Genomic DNA, 17,560 nt, shown 5'->3' with positions numbered 1-17,560 from the left:
TTTTGCCAAGTCAAAAAAACTCTCGCCTAACTTTTGTGAAAATCAATGCATAATCGCACTTACTTAAAACAGCGCTTACCCTAGTAAAAATAAATTTTTGTTCCGTAACTATATGATTTCAAATAAAACAATCTGTTATTTTTATGTCTGAAGAAAGCCCTTTCAGATCAAATTTATTGCTATTTCTGTGCTTAAATTCTCAAAAAAAAACATTCATATAGAAAAACTCGTTATTTTTGTTTTAAAATTAATTCCGAAATTAAGCATGTGTTTTTAACACATTGAATTGTAAGAAAAATTACAGTCTTTAAGATACTGTAATCTAAGGATTACAAATATTTTTATTTTGTAGTTCATGGATTACAAAATAGGGTTTAAGCATCACCTATTTTTTATTAATAGAAAGTTATTAACAGGATTGGTTATGAGTGATCAAAAAAGTGAAAAGACATTTGATAAAGAAACCTGGATGGCAAAAGTCGACAGTCTTGGAATTGCAGGGCATATCGATGAATATAATGCGTTACTTGCTGAATTCCCCGACGAAGATGATCCGGATCGGGCTTGGGTAGCGGGTTTTGTTAATGCAAGGAAGATGCATGAAGATATTTCAGGTGATGCGGCTTTCAAAGCCATTGCTGCGTAAGCTATCTAATCCTAGCTAATTTTTCAAAAAAATAAATAAGGATGTCAATTGAAGATCAAATTGCTAAAAACCGATCGCATTCAAATCGTGTAAATTTTTAAGTTCCTGGGTTCGGCCAATGGCGGCCGGGCCTGGCTCTAATTCAGTATCTTTCTATACCGTTTCGATTCTACGGAATCTTTTGGGGCGACCAGCTGATCGATTCGCCCTTAGGCGCCGATAGGTTTTGCCCCGAAATGCCTGTGCATGATTACACACATGGCGCTCCTGACCGAACTCTCGATTCAACTGCTCGATTTGATCTCAGGTCGGGTAAAATCGGAACTTTCACTATTTATGTTGTATCATATTACCATTAAATCACATTGTTGCTTTGAAAGATTTTAACCAGAACACGCAACGTCGTCGACGGGTCGACAAGAATTCGTGTGCATCTTTAATAACTTATTATATATGTGGTAACATACATATAAATAAACAAAGGACGCAACAATGTTTGAGCAGCACTATCAACAATGGCTTGAAATTGTAGGTGATGATTTGCTGAAAAAGTTGTTTAAACGTATTGAAGTTGAATGTTTCTTCGACATTCAACAAGATGAATGCGTTTGGTGGAAGTCAGAGTCTGCTAGGGCAAATATTTTGAATTATCAGGCTCTGCTTTTGAATAAACACTTAAAAATCGACCCCTATTTGCTTGAGCTGGACGAGCTCACCGGTATTGGATTAACGAAGCAACATTTGTGGAAAGCTTATTCTGGAAATAATAAGCGAAAGATCTTCATTGTGCTTCTCATGGCATCAATGCATGAAAAAAAAATGATGCGCCAGCCACAAAGTGGTCAGGATATCCTTTGGAAATTAATTCGAAATTATTCTGCTTATACAGACGATTTTAAATTCTATTGGTCGACTTCGATTATTAGAACTCTGCCAGGAGAGCTGCAAATTAGGCATCGGTATCCAGAGAAACTGGATCAGCTTATTGAAGTTTTGGCGCATGAGCATCTGGCCACACTCAAAAATTATTCTCTAATTAATTTTGTTCCCGTTCAGCATAAAACTGCAACTAGCCAAGCACTACAAAAACTTATCGAAAAACAAATTCAGGGAGAAGAAGAGCATAAAGAGAAGCTCAGACAGGCTTGCTCAATAACTCCAGGCTCTAAAACACTTAAGCAATTTGTGAATACTTTTTAACGACTGATGCAATACCATATTCCTAAAGATTTTATCAGCAGTTTATTAATTAAAACTGATTTAGTGGATTTGATTAATGACCATGTCCCTTTAAAGAAAGCAGGGCGTGAATATGTTGCTAAATGCCCATTTCACGAAGAAAAAACACCGAGTTTTTCTGTTAGTAAACAAAAACAGGTATATCACTGTTTTGGTTGTGGCGCCAGCAGTAATGCTATTGGTTTTGTCATGGAGTACCATGGTCTGCGGTTTGTTGAGGCAATTCATTATTTAGCAGACCGACATGGATTAGACGTCCCTAAAACTAATAATCGTACCGATACAGAAGGAAGAGATAAGCTTTACCAGCGTAATAATCATCTCCTGCAGATACAGCTTGAATCCGCGAAATTATTTGAATCTCAGCTATGGAGGGATCAGATAGCAATTAATTATCTAAAATCCCGGGGGGTGGCAACAGCTGTGGCCAAGGAGTTTATGCTGGGATATGCGCCTCAAGCGTGGAATTTCCTGAAAAAGCATTTTGCAGAACAAGATTTATTGGACGTCGGGCTAACACTTAGAAAAGACGAAGAGATGCAAAGCCGTCCTTACGATCGCTTTCGTAACAGAATTATGTTTCCTATCAGGAATATCCGGGGACAAGTCATTGGATTCGGCGGGCGTGTACTCGATGATTCCAAACCCAAATACATTAATTCTCCCGATACAGAGACATTTCAAAAAGGTAAGAATTTGTACGGCTTGTATGAAATGTTACAACATGAAAATAAACCCGCTCGCGCGATAGTGGTTGAAGGATATACGGACGTCATTGCATTAGCGCAACATGGAATTCATTACGGTGCTGCAACATTAGGAACAGCCGTTACTCCGGATCATTTAAAACTGCTATTTCGCTACACCAATGAAATCATCTTTTGTTTTGATGGTGATAGAGCAGGGCGAAAAGCAGCGAGGAAAGCGCTTGAAATAACATTGCCCGTTATTCGTGACGGCCGTCATGTCCGGTTTATGTTTCTTGCCGCGGATGAAGATCCTGAATCTATGATTAGAAAGGAGGGGGGTGAGCGATTTTTAAATGACATCGACAAGGCGATATCGCTTTCAGCCTTTCTGATTCAGGAGCTTACAAAAGGGAAAAATCTTGAAGTCCTGGAAGAAAAGGCCAAATTAGCGAAAGAGGCCGAAATTTTGTTGGGTACTATACCTCAATCAGTGTTTAAAAGGTTATTGGAGCAACAAATAAGTAAATTGACTGGGGTACTCCCTCAGGAAACTGCGGCCACAAGTCAGAGGGTTTCAAAGGTGGAAACAGAGTCTACCTCGCGCCCTCAAGAACAATGGCCTAAGGCGCTAGGTTATCTTTTTGCATTGATTATTTCGCAGCCCAATATGGCAAAATTATCATCTATATCGATACCTGAAGAGCTCAAAGATATTGAGGGAATGGATGTGTTAGTCGGCCTATTGAATTATATCGATAGGCACGACATTAGGTCTCAAGGGGCGTTACTGGAGTATTTTAGGGGTCACCCACTGAAAAGTTATTTTTCTGGATTAATCCATGAAAGTCTAGACCACGACGATATCGAGAGTTTTCGACTTGATATATCCGAAACTTTTCAAACACTAAAGGCCCAGCAAATAAAGCGGACTATTGAGAACTTGTTAGCTAAAAAAATATTGAGTGATAGTGAAAAAGTACAGTTAAAAAAATACATAACCGACGCAAGTACGCTATAACAAAAATAGGATGAAGGTACGGTATCCCGAAATCTGGGTCGTCGACGTCAAGTCAGTCGGAAGCGGTGACAAGGCGTTATCAGAATCGAAAAACAAGGCGGTCGCTTTTTTTGAATTCAACCTTTGGTAAATTAACTCTTTTATCTGGATCTACTGGCGGTTTTTGATATTTTTTCATTGCCTCCGCCATCATCTCTCCACGCACTTTTGAGAAATAGCGCTGAGATTCTTGGTCATTTTTAAAAATAAAAAAGGACAGGTCTAGCTCGCTTTTTTCATCGATCAGGGTGCGTTTCTCTATAGCAACAACCGGCATATCTCTTAATCTATCGGCTGTATGAGAGTGGACTATATTAATCTTGTTCTCGTGTTTTTTTGATAGCGACCGATATATTCCTGCAGCGTGTTTTTTGAGCATAACACCTGCTTCAATAGCCAAGTCATCTTCTAAATGAAGATTAATAGATATGGCATCAACACCTAAAAGGGGAGTGTCGGCGATCTGGGCTGTTTCACCTAGTATCTGGTTTCTATATTTTATCGTTACAGGCACTTCAAACAACGCTTCTACCTGTTGCTGTAAAAGTGACAAGATTCTTTGATCAAATTGGCTTTCATCAACCAGTTGAAGCATTCCCTGAATCGTGGAATTGTGCAAGGAAGATTTTAGCTTGGCATATGAAATCATAATAATAAAAAATAATTTATTAAAAACTATATGCTACCAAATATATTTATTTGTTTTTTTTATTTCAAATAAATTGCACTTACCCTACATAAATTTGGATTATGTTATTGGTTGTTTTGACAATAGCCACACAAGCAATCGTCAGCATGAGTCTTAGTTTTTGTATATCTAGGCGACCGACTCTCCTCTCGAATTCTTAATTCGAGCAGGGCTTGCATCTGATTGATTGATGTTAAATTTATAGGGGGGGATGTTGTCGACAAACAAATCCCCTAGTCGCGAAAACCCAGTTAGTTCAGATGCGCCCAACCCCATAACGACACCCTATAGACCTGGTGAATCTAACGCGCTTTCCTCGGGATCTTGCTTATCGATCCTTTCCAGCACGGACTTTAGGCCGGCCAGGTACTGTGTGTTCATGACGTTTACTCCGGCGGAATAGTGGCCCAATATCATAGTCTCAATCGCATTGACCCCGGCCATTTTTGAGGGGTCACTCTCATCATCCAGCAGGGCAGAGGATATAGATGCCGGGTTAGCACCTGATTCACCGGTTACCACAATATCTGCAATACCCAAATGGAGCTCATCATTGCTTTGCGGGCGCCGCCGTAATTCGCTTTCTTGAATGAGATTCATCGATTCTGACATGAAGTACTTAGCTTTATTAATGCAGCATCTTGCAAGTTCATGTGAATCACGGACCGCCAGCTCTTGGGCATCTGAAAGGATGCTCATCGCATACATAATTAACATTTCCGGTTTGTTTTTATAAAAATCCGGTATTGCTTCAAGCATTGATTCTATCGTTTCGCCAAACATTTTGATTTGGCTCTGTTCATTCTGTGAAGACATATTTACAGCCCAATATTTATAAAGTATTTTTAAGATACAATATTTTTTATTTAAATTTGACTTCCTCCCCCACCTAAAGGAAGGGGATTCCTAATTCATCGAGAATCGGATGGTGATATCGGAATATCGCCATCACTTACATTCTCTCCAAAGGCTAACACCGCCAGCCCGGCGGCTAAAACGTTTTTCGCTGCATTCAGGTCGCGATCGTGATTCGTCCCGCATTGCGGGCACTCCCAGGACCGGACGTTCAGCGGCATGGATTGGGTAACTAAACCGCAGCAATGACAGCGTTTGGTGGACGGAAAAAACCGATCAATTTCAACATAGACTCTGCCAGCCCAATTCGCTTTATATTCGATCTGGCGCGTCAGTTCGCCCCAGCTGGCGTCGGCAATCGATTTGGCGAGCGAGGGATGTTTGATCAGGTTTTTTACTGCAAGGTTTTCCGCGCAAACCACTTGGTTCTCGTTAATGAGTTTGCGTGACAGCTTGTGCAAATGATCCTGTCTACAATCGGCGATCTTTGCATGAAGGCGGGCGACCTTGCGCTTTGCTTTTGCCCGGTTTCGGCCGCCTAACGTCTTTTTCGCTAAGCGACGCTGAAGGATTGCCAGTTTCACTTCGTATTTCGCGGTATGGCGAGGATTCCCGGATCGAAATTCGTCCGAGGACACAAACAGGTCTTTAATGCCGACATCGATGCCAACTTTCTTATCGGTTACCGGCAGTAACAACGGTTCGAATTCACACAGGCAGGAAACGAAATAGCGGCCAGCCCGATCCTTGGACACGGTAATGGTTGATGGCGCGCAAGGCAGCTTCCGACTCCAGCGGATGTCCAACGGGCTCTTGCATTTGGCCAAAGTCAGCTGGCCGTTCTTGTAAGTAAATGCTCGATAAGTAAATTCTGCAGATTGCTTGTGTTTTCTCGATTTAAACACCGGGTATTTTGCTCGGCCTTCGAAAAAATTCGTAAACGCCCTTTGCTGATGTCGAAGACATTGTTGCAACGGTACGCTGGAGACTTCTTTGAGAAACGACAGGTCCGGCGTCACTTTCAGTTCGGTTAATTTTGCACTGGCGCCAGAATAATTGATTTTAACCTGGTCTTGCTGGTAAACATCCATTCGGTACCGAAGGATGGCATTATAGACAAAGCGCACGCAACCAAACGTTTTAGTCAACAAAACTTCTTGTTCAGCATCAGGGTAAAATCGATATTTATACGCGCGTTTCACTGTCATATTATGAGTTTAATAGAAAATAATAAAACTGTTAATAGCAACCCCTTTTGTTTAGTTTGATTATGCTGCTCATGATCAGTTTAACCCTGTCTTTTGATAAGAATAATCAAATTTCAAAGTGGCGCGAGATAAATATTAAAATTGATTACGCAAGCATGGCTCGAAGTCCTGCAAGCGTTTCTCGCCCATGTTTTTTTTGTGTCGCAGGGTCTTTATTTTGTTTGGCATTCCACTCAATATCACTCTCGGGTAGCTCGTTCAAAAAACGACTGGGTTCGCATTCTTGGATTTCTCCATAGCGCTTCCGGTGTGCGCAATAGCTTAATGTACAGGTTTTTTGAGCCCGGGTTATGCCTACATATGCCAGGCGCCGCTCTTCCTCAATATTTTCCTCATCAATGCTGTTTTGGTGTGGCAAAATCCCTTCCTCGGTGCCAACCATAAAGACATGAGGAAATTCCAAGCCTTTGGCGGAATGATATGTCATTAGCGTGACACGATCCCCTTGCTCTTCTTCTTGATTACGTTCGAGAATATCCAGTAATTGAATTTTGCTAACTGCTTTCTCGAGTGGACTATCATCAATTGATAAGCTGTCCTCTGATTCAGATTGAGCCAGTCTTTCTAGCCAATCCATGAGTTCTTTGACATTACCGAGTTTTCGCTCAATCACTTTATCATTATCATGACTATCCTTAATCCAGTCATTGTATTGAATGGCGTCCAACATTTGATTTAAAACAGCAAATGTATCACCTCGTTTTGCTCTATCGGATGTATCATTAATGAAGTGACAAAATTGCTCTAATGATCCGCGAGCCTTATTTGGAAGCACTTGTCCTAAGCCGTACTCAAAACAGGCTGAGAATAAACTAATTTTTCGCTGTGTGGCATAATTACCCAGCTTTTCTAGAGTCGATGGGCCTATCTCTCGTCGAGGTACGTTGATGACTCGTAAAAAGGCCGCGTCATCTTCCGGATTAACCAATACCCTCAAATAGCACAAGATATCCTTCACTTCAGTTTGCGAAAAAAATGATGTTCCACCGCTAATAAAACAAGGAACGCCATTTTCTCTTAGGCTTTTCTCAAACAGTCGAGATTGATGGTTTCCTCGGTACAAAATGGCGTAATCCTTATACCGGCCGCCGGAGCGAAATTTATGCCCGATTATTTCAGAAGCGATTCTTTCAGCCTCTTCTTGTTCGTTCTTATGCGTCAAAATTTTTAATGGAACACCTTCCTCCTTTTGGCTCCACAAAGTTTTTTCAAAGGGATGTGGATTATTGGCAATCAGATGGTTTGCCGCTCGTAAAATTCGTCGAGTAGAGCGATAATTTTGCTCTAGCTTGATCACTTCAAGGTCTGGAAAATCGCGTTGCAACAAGGCAATATTTTCCGGCCTGGCTCCACGCCAAGCATAAATAGACTGGTCATCGTCGCCCACGGCAGTGAAGCGGCGCGATTTTGCGATTAAGAGTTTCACCAACTGATATTGTGTGGCATTGGTGTCCTGGTATTCGTCCACTAACAGGTAGCGAATTTTTTGTTGCCACCAATTCAGTGTTACGGGATCTTTCTCCAATAACTGGACTGGCAATAAAATCAGGTCATCGAAATCGACGGCGTTATAAGCTTTTAGCTGATCTTGATAGAGCTGATAAAGTTGTGCCGCAGGCGCAGTTCCGTCAGTGGCTTGAGAGAGCTCAAATGATGGCAATATAAAGCCATTTTTCCATTGGCTGATTTGCCATACGTAGCGATCAAGATCATCATCATTCAAGAGCCCTGTGGAATCATGACGAATTAATTCCTTGAGTAGTGTCTTTTTATCTTGTTCGTCAAACAGTGACAAGCGGGACTTATAGCCAAGTTTTTGATGTTCTTTTCTGAGTATCTCAAGGCCCAAGGAGTGGAATGTTGAAACAGTTAATCCACGAATTTGCTTACTATCAACAACCGTACTAATCCGGCTTTTCATCTCCCGGGCGGCCTTATTGGTAAATGTTATCGCGGCAATATGTCTTGCCGACATTCCTTGTCTAATTAGATGAGCGATTTTCGCGGTAATCACGCTCGTTTTGCCACTACCTGCACCGGCGAGGACTAGTAAAGGGGTATTAGTCGCATTAACCGCGGCTTTTTGCTGTGGGTTGAGTGAACGCATAGTCGCTTAATTTTGCAAATAGGATATGCGTTCATTATAAAAGAGAACTTTTTTTCTATCAATAAATATTGGGTATTATATTGTATATAAATAATTATTTCCGCATGCCGTTGCTGTTTTCTAGGCATGCGGCATCGATCGTGCCATCCTCAATATTGGCTCGCAATGCTTCTCTCAACTCGTCAGTTGATTCTTTGTCGTAGCAAGCAAAGCCATGGCTTTCGAGAATGTCGACAATATCATCGCGATCAAGCCAGTTAATGGCGGTATGTTGTTCTTGTTCCATAATACGTATTAAGGTTAGTGATAATCGGGTCTAATTGTGGCTAGAAGGATGTCAAATTGCAACTTTTAATTAAGGATGAGGTTAGTTGATTTTTATTCATTAAATGATGTTGTATCATTTGTAAAAAAAATATCATGAGCAACTAACAACTTATAAAATTGGAAATAATTATGCCTGAAAACCATACTGATGTTACCGTCAATACACTGATCCCAAGACAAGCTGTCAGCGATCTGGAAATGCTTATGCTTGTAGATCATGGGTTTGACTATAAATTGGAAGATGATGGCCTATTGTTCTTCTATGCGACAGATTATCTTTGCGAAGAGGTTTCGGATTACTCGCTTGAGCCGATTGATGTCAAAAAAGGTTCTTTGCGTTCTGAAAATAGCATTTACTTCGATTCTGAAGGGAAGCTGGCCAGCCAAAATTATCAGACGATTTTCCAAAACATAATTCGCCGAAGCCAAAATCTGGACGCGATTGAAATTGCGGGCGCCTTTACGCATGACGATCTCGAAATCGGTGAGGTTGGTGGCTTTGCTTTACTAATAACCAAAGACAAGGTGTTAAGCAAAGGAACTGACGATATTTTTGCTCAATTGCGAGCGGAAGCCGAAGGAGGGTCGGCTTTACTCAAAGAGTTGGACGATCCGGACGGTAATGATTATATCTTCAGTCCGGCTGCGGAATCCGCCTGGATTTCGGTTAACAATGTTTCGTTATATGTTCGGCCAACTGATGAATCTGTAACAGTCGGTATTTATCCTCTTGGGAAAGAAGCGGAGAATCCACTGGATGTGGCGCATGTGAATTTTGCCGATGTTGTTATGGGCGACCTCGATGAAGAAAGTGAGGCGCTGAGGCCATGACCTCTCTTGTTGTCGAAACAAACAATCTTTAGGTCGGTAATTAACCAAGAAGACCGGTGAATGCCGGTCTTCTTGGTTAGTGAGTGTTTTGGCGGGTCGAAATCAGATCAAGCTGCTGGAAAAACAGACTGGGGTTTGCGGCCGGCCGGTGATATTGCGAGGTTATTGTGCTGGCTGTTGACGGACCCCGGGTTGGGGCGCACTGACCTCCAATGACTATGGCCTTCACATTTAAAATTGTCGTTTTTTTACAAACTTTTTTCATTTTTGCGGGCGGCCGCCATCCTCAGGCAAAGCTGTGGCAAACATGCCCATGTATTCGATAGTGTCACCAAATTTAAAATGCACAAGACCTCCTATTCAGCTACATAAATTTGCTTGAAAGCCACTTTATTACTGCTCTTGTTGTTAATTTGAGCTGCAATAGTTTTTTGGGGCACGATGTAATTAAGCATCTTGACATCGATACGCATCTTCCTGGCCGAGCTGTCCCAAAACATCTGATCAATCCCCAGGATGATTTTAGTCGCTACGTTTGCGATAAAGTCATCGGAAAAGTGGGTCGGGGACTGAGAGGCGCAGACCAAAGCAACTCCAAACTTTCTCGCTTCTTTGGCTAGGGTGTTCAGGATGTTGTTCTCATCATCCTTAAAAAACAGATGAGCCTCATCGAGGATGATGACATCGTGAATATCGTCAACGGGTCCTCGTTGAATTGCCTGGGCAAATAGCTCTTGTAAGGAGAATTCAACAAACATTCTCTTTTCTTCTTCGCTTAGTGCGCATAAGTCGTAGCGCCAAATAGGATTGTGATTCTCAAAAGGAGGAAGCCGGTTTTTGAAGATACCGGTCGCCTTCATATTTTCTAGTCGATCAACAGTCGATTTTAAGACGTCAAGGGAATCGTATTTGATCAGGCTGTCTAACTCTTGACCGGTTTGGATATGAGTTATGTAATCACCAAAGGATTCGATTGCTGCTTCAGAGGCGTTTTTGATTTCCTGTTCCAATTTATCCGCGTCAGCATCAAGACTGTTGTGGGATTTTTTCAGTTTTCGTTGTAGCAATGAGGTCTTTCGGTTGACGTCCTCCAAATGCTTTACCGTTTTTGTGTCGGCACCAATATACATTTGCTTTAATTTGGCATACGAAAATCGATAAGCATCTTCAATGTTAGGGAATTTTTTGGGGTATCGGCGATTTATTCCGTCGTCAAGGTGCCAACTTTCTGGCTTGTCTGGATAAAAACCATTGGCCGCATACAAATCAAGAATAATGTTGCGTAACACCGCTTCTTGCTTTGGCCCAAGCGCCCTGGATTGCGTTCGATTCAGTGTGGACAAAAAGCTTTGTACGCGCTTTCGAATCCCTCCAAAGTTACGATCTGGATTGATCTTTAATGGATTTAATCCATAGTCGGTCCCTTCAGAAAAAATTACCGAAGAGGCGCCGGCCACTTCAATATCACCATGCACATCCATAATATGGAATCTGACTCTTCCCCCTCCGGTTTTTAATCCGCTGTGTATCAGCTTACGCAAAGTATATGTTTTACCGGTACCGGATTTGCCCACTAATAGAATGTGACCGTTGACCACCTCAGCACTATTCCAAACGATGGGTTCAGAAACCCCTTTCTGGCGAAAAGCATAATCATCAATGCCTAGCTGTAGTTCCATAGAAATCACACTTAAATATTATTAAAATTATATTCTATCATTATTTGGTATCATATTTAAGTTAAATATTATTAAGGACGTTACGTCAGTCGGATGCAGAAGTTTATTTCGAAAAAGAGGCTAACCTACTGCTAACTTCTTCATAAATGTTGTAAACTATATAAACTAATTATAGGCACCCATCATGCATACTTTAACTATTTACACAGACGGCGCATGCAAAGGCAACCCTGGCCCAGGTGGTTGGGGAGCATCGATTCATTGCCGTGATTTTGTCAAAGATATTTGTGGCGGAGAAGACGGAACAACCAATAATCGTATGGAGATTACTGCTGTCATCAAAGGCCTTGAGGCATTAAAAAGACCCTGTACGATTCAGATCTATACTGATTCCAAGTATGTGCTCCAGGGCATTACTGAATGGATGCCTTGCTGGAAGCGTAATGGTTGGCGAACCGCTTCCAATAAGCCTGTTAAAAACGCGGATCTTTGGCGAAAGCTTAACGAGTTGCTGCAGCCTCATAAGGCCGACTGGCGCTGGGTCAAAGGCCATTCTGGTCATCCCGGTAATGAACGGGCAGACATGCTGGCCAATAGGGGGCTTAACTCAATCGGCAACCCTGAAAGCTATGAGGTTTTATATGTTGGCACCGATAGGCTTCAGCAGTCTGAAGTCATTCATGGCAATACTCAAAGCTTATTGAGGCACATTACCGGTCTTGAAGAGCATGGCGCTCATTCTATAACTGCAATGAATAGCGTAGGCGTCATTGTTTACGAGGACGGTTCTCTTTGTAAGCTAGCCTAAAATTTCGAAAAATTGGAGAATCTAATGAACTACAATCAAGCATTAAATGTATTTTCAGAAATGCGTGAAGGGTTTAAGTTAAAAGATGCTGATCCTGAAAAAATCATCGAGGTTTTTTCCGCCTTTTCTCGATGGGAATCACACCTCATTCAAAACAGGGTCGGCCATTTAATCAATCAAAATGAGTTTCTGAGTGGCCTCGAGGATATCGAACAAGCGGAAATGGAAGTTTTTAGCTGCTGCTTCGTTGACCTGATACAGAGTCATTTTACTAAAGCAAACAATCCTGTTGATCATGATGCTGAGTCCTGGATTGAAGATGTATCTCCGATCGTGACTGAAGGTTTGATCTGCAAAATGGAAAGCTATATTGATAAAGAGCCGGCCGAATTCCGCGATCGACTGGATTTTTATAAAAAAATCGATTTCGATGAATGTGTAGCCATTGTGAGCCGTGATCTCAATGAATGTTTGAGTGTCGCAAAAAAATCTTTAGAAGAACGAGTTCAAAGCGAAGATTGTTTGGCGTGTCATTCTTGAAGGAAATTCATTATGATCAATTGTGATTGATGATGCGATACTGGAAATCATTGATTGGCGCGATGATAATCTAGAAACCGATACAGCTATATGTTTGTACAACTAGATTATGATTCTTTTAAAATATTTGATGGATTTTAGTTGAATTTGTTTTCATGAAATTACATACAGAAACCAGTTTTGCCAAGGCAATTCAAGAAATATTCACCCGGATATCAGAAATGATTCCTGATGAATTTAACAAATCTGTTCATGCGATTGTCGCAGGCGGTGCCGCCGTACATTTTTACACCGGCGCTAGGACTTCGCATGATCTTGACGCTGAATTTACCCACCGAATCATTTTGCCGCAAGACTTGGTTGTTATCTACCAGGATGAGCAGGATCAACAAGAAAAAGAACTGGTTTTCGATGTAAATTATACGCCAGTTCTTGGCTTGATCCATGAGGACTACATTCAAGACGCTGTTTATGTGTACTCCCCAGGCGAAAACAAAAAGCTTAAAATTTATGTTTTAAGCCCCGTTGACTTAGCTGTTAGTAAATTATCTCGCTACTCAGACAATGATAAAGCGGACATTGAAGCTCTGGCCAAGGAGAAACTATTTACCGCGGAAGAATTGAAGCAAAGGGCAGAACACGCATTAACTGGCTATATAGGGGCAACCAATATGGTTTTAATGAATATCCAGGATGCTGTAAAGCGTGTTGGAGAAATCCAAGAAGATCTTGACGAAGGCAATGACTCAATTCCAAGATAAATTCTACAAAGTATGTCATAACGAATGCTTTGCTCGATCAAGGGATATGTACCCTGATCTAGGGTATTGCATTCATTTTCTGTTGCACACCCCGCCAGAGAACTATTATGAGAATTTTGTCGAGGAGCTTGATCGCTTCGAAAAACCCTATCTGGTTAGGGCTCTATATCTCATTAAGATTCTCCTTCAAAGAATGCCTTGCGCTTATCAGAGCATTTGGACTGCCTGGCTGAATAAGCATCAAAACATTCGAGCTGAAGAAGCAGACAATTTGGCATTTTTTCACGCTGATTCAATAGGCATAACACACCCAACCAATGACGCAACCGCTATAAAATTAGGATTGGTGAAAGGCTTAGAACGAAGCAAAATCAAACAATTGATTGATCAGGGAACCGCTTAACACGAGCAATACCAGTTAAAGCAGCAATTAGGATAAACCAGATATGTCAGAAAATTTTTTAGCATTTTTGCCATTAATGCGGCAAAGACAAGACAGTCTCATGGATCAGCTTTTTGATTTGAAAAAGGTACTTGAGCGCCTGGGGTTCGATGAAGCTACGCTTAGCTCGATATTCGAGAGGATAGATTTTCAAGATTGTGATGATAATAGCCCGCTCGCAGACTCAATCAATCAGATACCAAAGATGGACTTCGAAAGGTTGGTTGGAAATGAGGCCCTTGTTATTCGTGCGATTGCTAACCGTCTAGGTCTTTATGATGCGTCGGATTATATACGGTCAAAATATGACAGGGAGAAAAATGCTATTAGGTTCTGTTGATTCAAAGAATCGCTAATCGAAATAAATTAAAGCCAGTTTTCAAATAATTTTTTACATCCACTCCTCAAAACGCTGATGCGTTGCATTTCGGCAAGATGGACGCATAAATACGTTGTTATATCCTCCATGTGGTGACGACGCGTAATTGGCTACGCGTCTGGCCTGATTTAGTGAAGGCATAATGGCGATCAATCTGCCGCTTTCTTCGCGCACTTCGATCGCGAAATTATGTAACACGATTTTATTCACGGTATGCCCTTAACCTAACGAGCAATCAATTTCCGAAGGGCTCGCCTGGTTTTCCATTATTATCGGATAACAAGGCGTGATCCCGGTTTGAGCAGGCCCAGAAAAAGACTCCTTTTTTCTTTCTGCTTTCTAAGCGCCGCACATGTCCGTCGCATTCAGAAACAGGGCAGGGTGTCCTGGGGGCTTCCTGTCCGCCAGGCATTGTTTTAAGTGTCTCTTTAAGGTCGGCATACGCTCGATCCAGCAGGACCCGAGATTGCATTTTGCCTTGTGCAATTTGATCCAAGGTTTCCTCGATACCTCTCGTGTATTCAAGGCCTGAAAAGGCAAATGGATCAAGCGCGTCGATTACGCGCTCCCCCAGGGATGTGGGTAATAAGTTTTGCTTTTTCTTTTCAATGTATTTGCGAAAAAACAGAACTTTAATGATCGATGCGTAGGTTGATGGTCGACCGACGCCGTGGCGTTCTAAGTCGGCGACTAACGTTGCTTCGGTATAGCGGCCGGGGGGTTTAGTTTGAAGTGCACGGGATTCACCACGATCAGCGCTTACTGAAGCACCCTTTTCAAGAAGTGGTACCGGGTTACTCGACTCCGTTTCATCATGTTCATCTTTGCTTTCTTGGTAAAGGGTAAGCCAGCCTGGAGACACCAATGTTCGGCCAGAAGCTTTAAATATTGCTTGACGACCTTGGAATTCACCGCCGTCCAAGGTTGCACTAGTTTGCTGATATATCGCGTCGGCCAATTGGCTGGCTATAGCACGATTCCGGATTAATGAGTATAAGGCCCGTTGAATGTCATTATTACCGGCCTGGACCATAGACGGGTCGGTTGGCCTGATGGCTTCATGAGCCTCTTGTGCATCTCCTTTTGCTTTCCAGCGTCGAGGTTTCTCAGATAATGGATATCCCTGTTGTTCGGCTTCCGCTCTTAACGAGCTTTCACCTTCTTCGGAAAGATTTGGGGAGTCTGTTCGATGGTAAGTAATGGCGCCAGCCTCAAAAAGGGCTTGGGCGGCTCGCATAACATCTTCCGTACCAATCTTGAGGGCACGGCTTCCGTCTTGTTGTAATGCAGATGTTGTAAACGGGGGAGGAGGTGACCGCTTAACCGGTTTTGAACCCGCGTTAACGACATTAAGTGTCATCCCGGGTAGGGCGGCTGCCAGAGCGTCGGCAAAGGCTTTATCTTGAAAATATTCGCCTTCTTTCGTGCCGTCTTGCCAGGTGGCGCGCCAGTCATCAGGCATATGGGCCAACACTTGATAGTAATCGGTCGGCTTAAAATTTCTTATCTTTCGTTCGCGTTCGACAATTAATCGTAAAGCCGGGGACTGGACGCGGCCGGCAGATGCCTTGGTGTCAAGTGACCGGGATAGAGGTCCCGAAACTTCCCAGCCCACCATACGATCAAGGCCGCGTCGACTTTCCTGGGCGGCAACCAAGTGCATATTAACTTGGGTAGGCGAAGCTATGGCTTTGCGAATTGCTGCTTCAGTGACCTCTTGATAAGTAACACGTTGAGAATCAGAAACCTTGATCCCTAATACTCGGCACAGATGCCATGCGATTGATTCTCCTTCCCTATCCGGGTCGGTGGCGAGATAAACGGCGTCTGCTTTTTTGGCATAAGATTTTAAGGCTTTCACCGTATCTTCTTTTCCGTTCATGACCACATAGTTCATCTTAAATTGAGGTGGGCGGACATAGGCTGCTTCACCATTAACCGGTAGGTCGCGAATATGCCCCATGCTTGCCCTCACCACCCAGTCATTTCCTAAAAGGTGACTGATGTGCTTGGCTTTGGTTGGAGACTCAACAATCAATAGATTCATGGGCTTTTTTATTATAGAAGTAATGGAAAAATACAAATAATAAATATGGTATCATATTATTATATAATTTGCTGTGTTGACTTATAAGGATCCGCAACCTTCTTTACTAAAAGCGCCCGGCGGCATTATCCATCGCTCGCCTGACTTAAGAAAAATGGGTAGAGAGTAAGTGTCCGATAGAGATTGTTCGAGCGCTACTAAATCCTCAATCTCAAAAGGATGAGCTTTTGAGGCCAATTCAAGAACGTTGACTTTATTGCGGCTAATTGTTTTGCCGAACAACTCTTCATATTCAGCAATTTTTCGCGCTCTTTCTGGAAAATATTTGACTATAGTGGCCCATATTCTTGCTCCATTAAAAATACAAGTCATACAGGAAGAACGCGCCCAACCCAGTCTGTATGGGATAGGCGCAACAACCCGGTGCCGACGCAAAATATCCCAAATTTGCTCTTCACTCCAATTCAGCACTGGGCGCCAGGCATCAACATGACGGCCTTTGCGGCCGCGGCGACGATCGCAGGCATGGCGCTCTAGTTGATTATACTTTGCTCTATTAGCGCTTTCTTCTCGGCGTTCGCCGGTGATAAACAATACCTTTTTGCCTTCAAATCGATGTTGATTGTTTAAAGACCTGCGGCCTACATCGATTTTCAGGGCGGAACTGCACCAACGCGAAGCTAAGCTGGCGCCCTGTTGAGGAAACATTAACCGGGTGCCCGGCTTGCCGCGTTTCGTATTGCGCGCCAGGGTTATCTGTCCTTCCGGCGTCTCAATTTGGTGGGGGCGACTATAACTTTTTTCCTTGAGCATTTCGCCTTCAAATCCGCCATCAAGCCAGCTGAAATAAAGGGGAACATTAAAAGCATCAGACAGCTTACGGTTATAGTCAGCCATAAAAATCCAGTCCATGAGTTGACTGCCTTCCCGGCCATCGACATCGTGATGCCAAAGCTCCACTTTGCTCATATCGACACCCATTTCCTGGATATGAAGTAAACTGGCGATTGAATCTTTTCCGCCGGACATACAGACAATAATATGCTCGTATAGATCGAGGTCGATGTTTTCTGCAAAGAAAAAAGTGTCGGGCGCTACTTCGCTCTGATTATGGCAAACTGAAACCTGTCTTTTTAAAGCAGGAATCACTACGGTGTCGTCGTAACTGTGCAGACTCATTGTGATAGCTGGGATTCG

The 17,560-nt window shown here is 42.6% G+C and carries 17 protein-coding genes and 1 pseudogene; 9 read left to right on the top strand and 9 right to left on the bottom strand.

Annotation, left to right across the window (positions count from 1 at the left end; translation table 11 throughout):
* The first annotated feature begins 424 nt into the window (after positions 1-424).
* From Q9L42_RS20860 to dnaG, 3 genes are all read left to right on the top strand, one after another.
* Positions 425-646: a hypothetical protein gene (locus Q9L42_RS20860; RefSeq protein WP_305906300.1), complete on the top strand. Its 222-nt coding sequence runs from the start codon at positions 425-427 to the stop codon at positions 644-646.
* A 492-nt stretch (positions 647-1,138) separates the two neighbouring features.
* Complete coding sequence (locus Q9L42_RS20855) at positions 1,139-1,846, top strand: hypothetical protein (RefSeq protein ID WP_349432830.1); 708 nt, start codon at positions 1,139-1,141, stop codon at positions 1,844-1,846.
* A gap of 6 nt (positions 1,847-1,852) precedes the next feature.
* The gene (dnaG, locus tag Q9L42_RS20850; protein WP_349432829.1) at positions 1,853-3,592 is read left to right on the top strand and encodes a DNA primase; all 1,740 of its coding nucleotides are present in this window, start codon (positions 1,853-1,855) and stop codon (positions 3,590-3,592) included.
* Between the two features lie 79 nt (positions 3,593-3,671).
* Here the strand turns inward: dnaG and Q9L42_RS20845 are convergent, their stop codons facing one another.
* The 5 genes from Q9L42_RS20845 to Q9L42_RS20825 form a co-directional block, all read right to left on the bottom strand.
* Positions 3,672-4,280, bottom strand: a complete 609-nt coding sequence (locus Q9L42_RS20845; protein WP_305906296.1) for a hypothetical protein — start codon at positions 4,278-4,280, stop codon at positions 3,672-3,674.
* Positions 4,281-4,604: 324 nt separating this feature from the next.
* Positions 4,605-5,135: a hypothetical protein gene (locus tag Q9L42_RS20840; protein WP_349432828.1), complete on the bottom strand. Its 531-nt coding sequence runs from the start codon at positions 5,133-5,135 to the stop codon at positions 4,605-4,607.
* A gap of 95 nt (positions 5,136-5,230) precedes the next feature.
* Positions 5,231-6,376, bottom strand: coding sequence for an RNA-guided endonuclease InsQ/TnpB family protein (locus tag Q9L42_RS20835; RefSeq protein ID WP_349432872.1), 1,146 nt, complete (start codon positions 6,374-6,376; stop codon positions 5,231-5,233).
* Positions 6,377-6,527: 151 nt separating this feature from the next.
* Complete coding sequence (locus tag Q9L42_RS20830; RefSeq protein ID WP_305906293.1) at positions 6,528-8,549, bottom strand: UvrD-helicase domain-containing protein; 2,022 nt, start codon at positions 8,547-8,549, stop codon at positions 6,528-6,530.
* A gap of 94 nt (positions 8,550-8,643) precedes the next feature.
* Positions 8,644-8,835, bottom strand: a complete 192-nt coding sequence (locus Q9L42_RS20825) for a hypothetical protein (protein ID WP_305906292.1) — start codon at positions 8,833-8,835, stop codon at positions 8,644-8,646.
* Positions 8,836-9,005: 170 nt separating this feature from the next.
* Here Q9L42_RS20825 and Q9L42_RS20820 point away from each other — a divergent pair, with 170 nt between their 5' ends.
* Positions 9,006-9,707 carry a hypothetical protein gene (locus Q9L42_RS20820; RefSeq protein WP_305906291.1) on the top strand — a complete coding sequence of 234 codons (702 nt, stop codon included), beginning with the start codon at positions 9,006-9,008 and terminating at the stop codon, positions 9,705-9,707.
* A 356-nt stretch (positions 9,708-10,063) separates the two neighbouring features.
* On the opposite strand, the gene Q9L42_RS20815 is transcribed toward Q9L42_RS20820, so the two are convergent.
* Complete coding sequence (locus Q9L42_RS20815; protein WP_305906290.1) at positions 10,064-11,386, bottom strand: ATP-binding protein; 1,323 nt, start codon at positions 11,384-11,386, stop codon at positions 10,064-10,066.
* A gap of 184 nt (positions 11,387-11,570) precedes the next feature.
* Between Q9L42_RS20815 and rnhA the strand changes: the two are divergent.
* The 5 genes and pseudogenes from rnhA to Q9L42_RS20790 all read left to right on the top strand — a co-directional run.
* Positions 11,571-11,999: pseudogene (rnhA, locus tag Q9L42_RS20810) on the top strand (ribonuclease HI); the annotation flags it as partial.
* A 219-nt stretch (positions 12,000-12,218) separates the two neighbouring features.
* Positions 12,219-12,734 carry a hypothetical protein gene (locus Q9L42_RS20805; protein ID WP_305906289.1) on the top strand — a complete coding sequence of 172 codons (516 nt, stop codon included), beginning with the start codon at positions 12,219-12,221 and terminating at the stop codon, positions 12,732-12,734.
* Between the two features lie 155 nt (positions 12,735-12,889).
* Entirely contained in the window at positions 12,890-13,495 is a 606-nt protein-coding gene (locus Q9L42_RS20800; RefSeq protein WP_305906288.1) for a DUF6036 family nucleotidyltransferase, read from the top strand.
* Entirely contained in the window at positions 13,476-13,898 is a 423-nt protein-coding gene (locus Q9L42_RS20795) for a hypothetical protein (protein ID WP_305906287.1), read from the top strand. Before Q9L42_RS20800 ends, Q9L42_RS20795 begins: the two co-directional genes overlap by 20 nt.
* Positions 13,899-13,941: 43 nt before the next feature.
* Entirely contained in the window at positions 13,942-14,277 is a 336-nt protein-coding gene (locus Q9L42_RS20790) for a hypothetical protein (protein ID WP_305906286.1), read from the top strand.
* 51 nt (positions 14,278-14,328) lie between these two features.
* Here Q9L42_RS20790 and Q9L42_RS20785 read toward each other — a convergent pair whose 3' ends face one another.
* From Q9L42_RS20785 to Q9L42_RS20775, 3 genes are all read right to left on the bottom strand, one after another.
* Complete coding sequence (locus tag Q9L42_RS20785) at positions 14,329-14,526, bottom strand: hypothetical protein (RefSeq protein WP_349432826.1); 198 nt, start codon at positions 14,524-14,526, stop codon at positions 14,329-14,331.
* Positions 14,527-14,551: 25 nt separating this feature from the next.
* Positions 14,552-16,363 carry a type I DNA topoisomerase gene (gene topA, locus Q9L42_RS20780; protein WP_349432824.1) on the bottom strand — a complete coding sequence of 604 codons (1,812 nt, stop codon included), beginning with the start codon at positions 16,361-16,363 and terminating at the stop codon, positions 14,552-14,554.
* An 81-nt stretch (positions 16,364-16,444) separates the two neighbouring features.
* A complete protein-coding gene (locus Q9L42_RS20775; protein WP_349432823.1) occupies positions 16,445-17,542 on the bottom strand; it encodes a phosphoadenosine phosphosulfate reductase family protein in 1,098 nt (365 codons plus the stop codon).
* Positions 17,543-17,560 lie beyond the last annotated feature (18 nt).

It is taken from the genome of Methylomarinum sp. Ch1-1 (assembly GCF_030717995.2).
Classification (GTDB): Bacteria; Pseudomonadota; Gammaproteobacteria; order Methylococcales; family Methylomonadaceae; genus Methylomarinum; species Methylomarinum roseum.
The sequence above is the reverse complement of the archived record's forward strand: the minus strand, read 5'-3'. Positions and strand labels throughout refer to the sequence as shown.

Coding starts and splice junctions, on each gene's coding strand:
- Q9L42_RS20860 (WP_305906300.1), top strand. CDS start 425: ATGAGTGATCAAAAAAGTGAAAAGACATTTGATAAAGAAACCTGGATG.
- Q9L42_RS20855 (WP_349432830.1), top strand. CDS start 1,139: ATGTTTGAGCAGCACTATCAACAATGGCTTGAAATTGTAGGTGATGAT.
- dnaG (WP_349432829.1), top strand. CDS start 1,853: ATGCAATACCATATTCCTAAAGATTTTATCAGCAGTTTATTAATTAAA.
- Q9L42_RS20845 (WP_305906296.1), bottom strand. CDS start 4,280: ATGATTTCATATGCCAAGCTAAAATCTTCCTTGCACAATTCCACGATT.
- Q9L42_RS20840 (WP_349432828.1), bottom strand. CDS start 5,135: ATGTCTTCACAGAATGAACAGAGCCAAATCAAAATGTTTGGCGAAACG.
- Q9L42_RS20830 (WP_305906293.1), bottom strand. CDS start 8,549: ATGCGTTCACTCAACCCACAGCAAAAAGCCGCGGTTAATGCGACTAAT.
- Q9L42_RS20825 (WP_305906292.1), bottom strand. CDS start 8,835: ATGGAACAAGAACAACATACCGCCATTAACTGGCTTGATCGCGATGAT.
- Q9L42_RS20820 (WP_305906291.1), top strand. CDS start 9,006: ATGCCTGAAAACCATACTGATGTTACCGTCAATACACTGATCCCAAGA.
- Q9L42_RS20815 (WP_305906290.1), bottom strand. CDS start 11,386: ATGGAACTACAGCTAGGCATTGATGATTATGCTTTTCGCCAGAAAGGG.
- Q9L42_RS20805 (WP_305906289.1), top strand. CDS start 12,219: ATGAACTACAATCAAGCATTAAATGTATTTTCAGAAATGCGTGAAGGG.
- Q9L42_RS20800 (WP_305906288.1), top strand. CDS start 12,890: ATGAAATTACATACAGAAACCAGTTTTGCCAAGGCAATTCAAGAAATA.
- Q9L42_RS20795 (WP_305906287.1), top strand. CDS start 13,476: ATGACTCAATTCCAAGATAAATTCTACAAAGTATGTCATAACGAATGC.
- Q9L42_RS20790 (WP_305906286.1), top strand. CDS start 13,942: ATGTCAGAAAATTTTTTAGCATTTTTGCCATTAATGCGGCAAAGACAA.
- topA (WP_349432824.1), bottom strand. CDS start 16,363: ATGAATCTATTGATTGTTGAGTCTCCAACCAAAGCCAAGCACATCAGT.
- Q9L42_RS20775 (WP_349432823.1), bottom strand. CDS start 17,542: ATGAGTCTGCACAGTTACGACGACACCGTAGTGATTCCTGCTTTAAAA.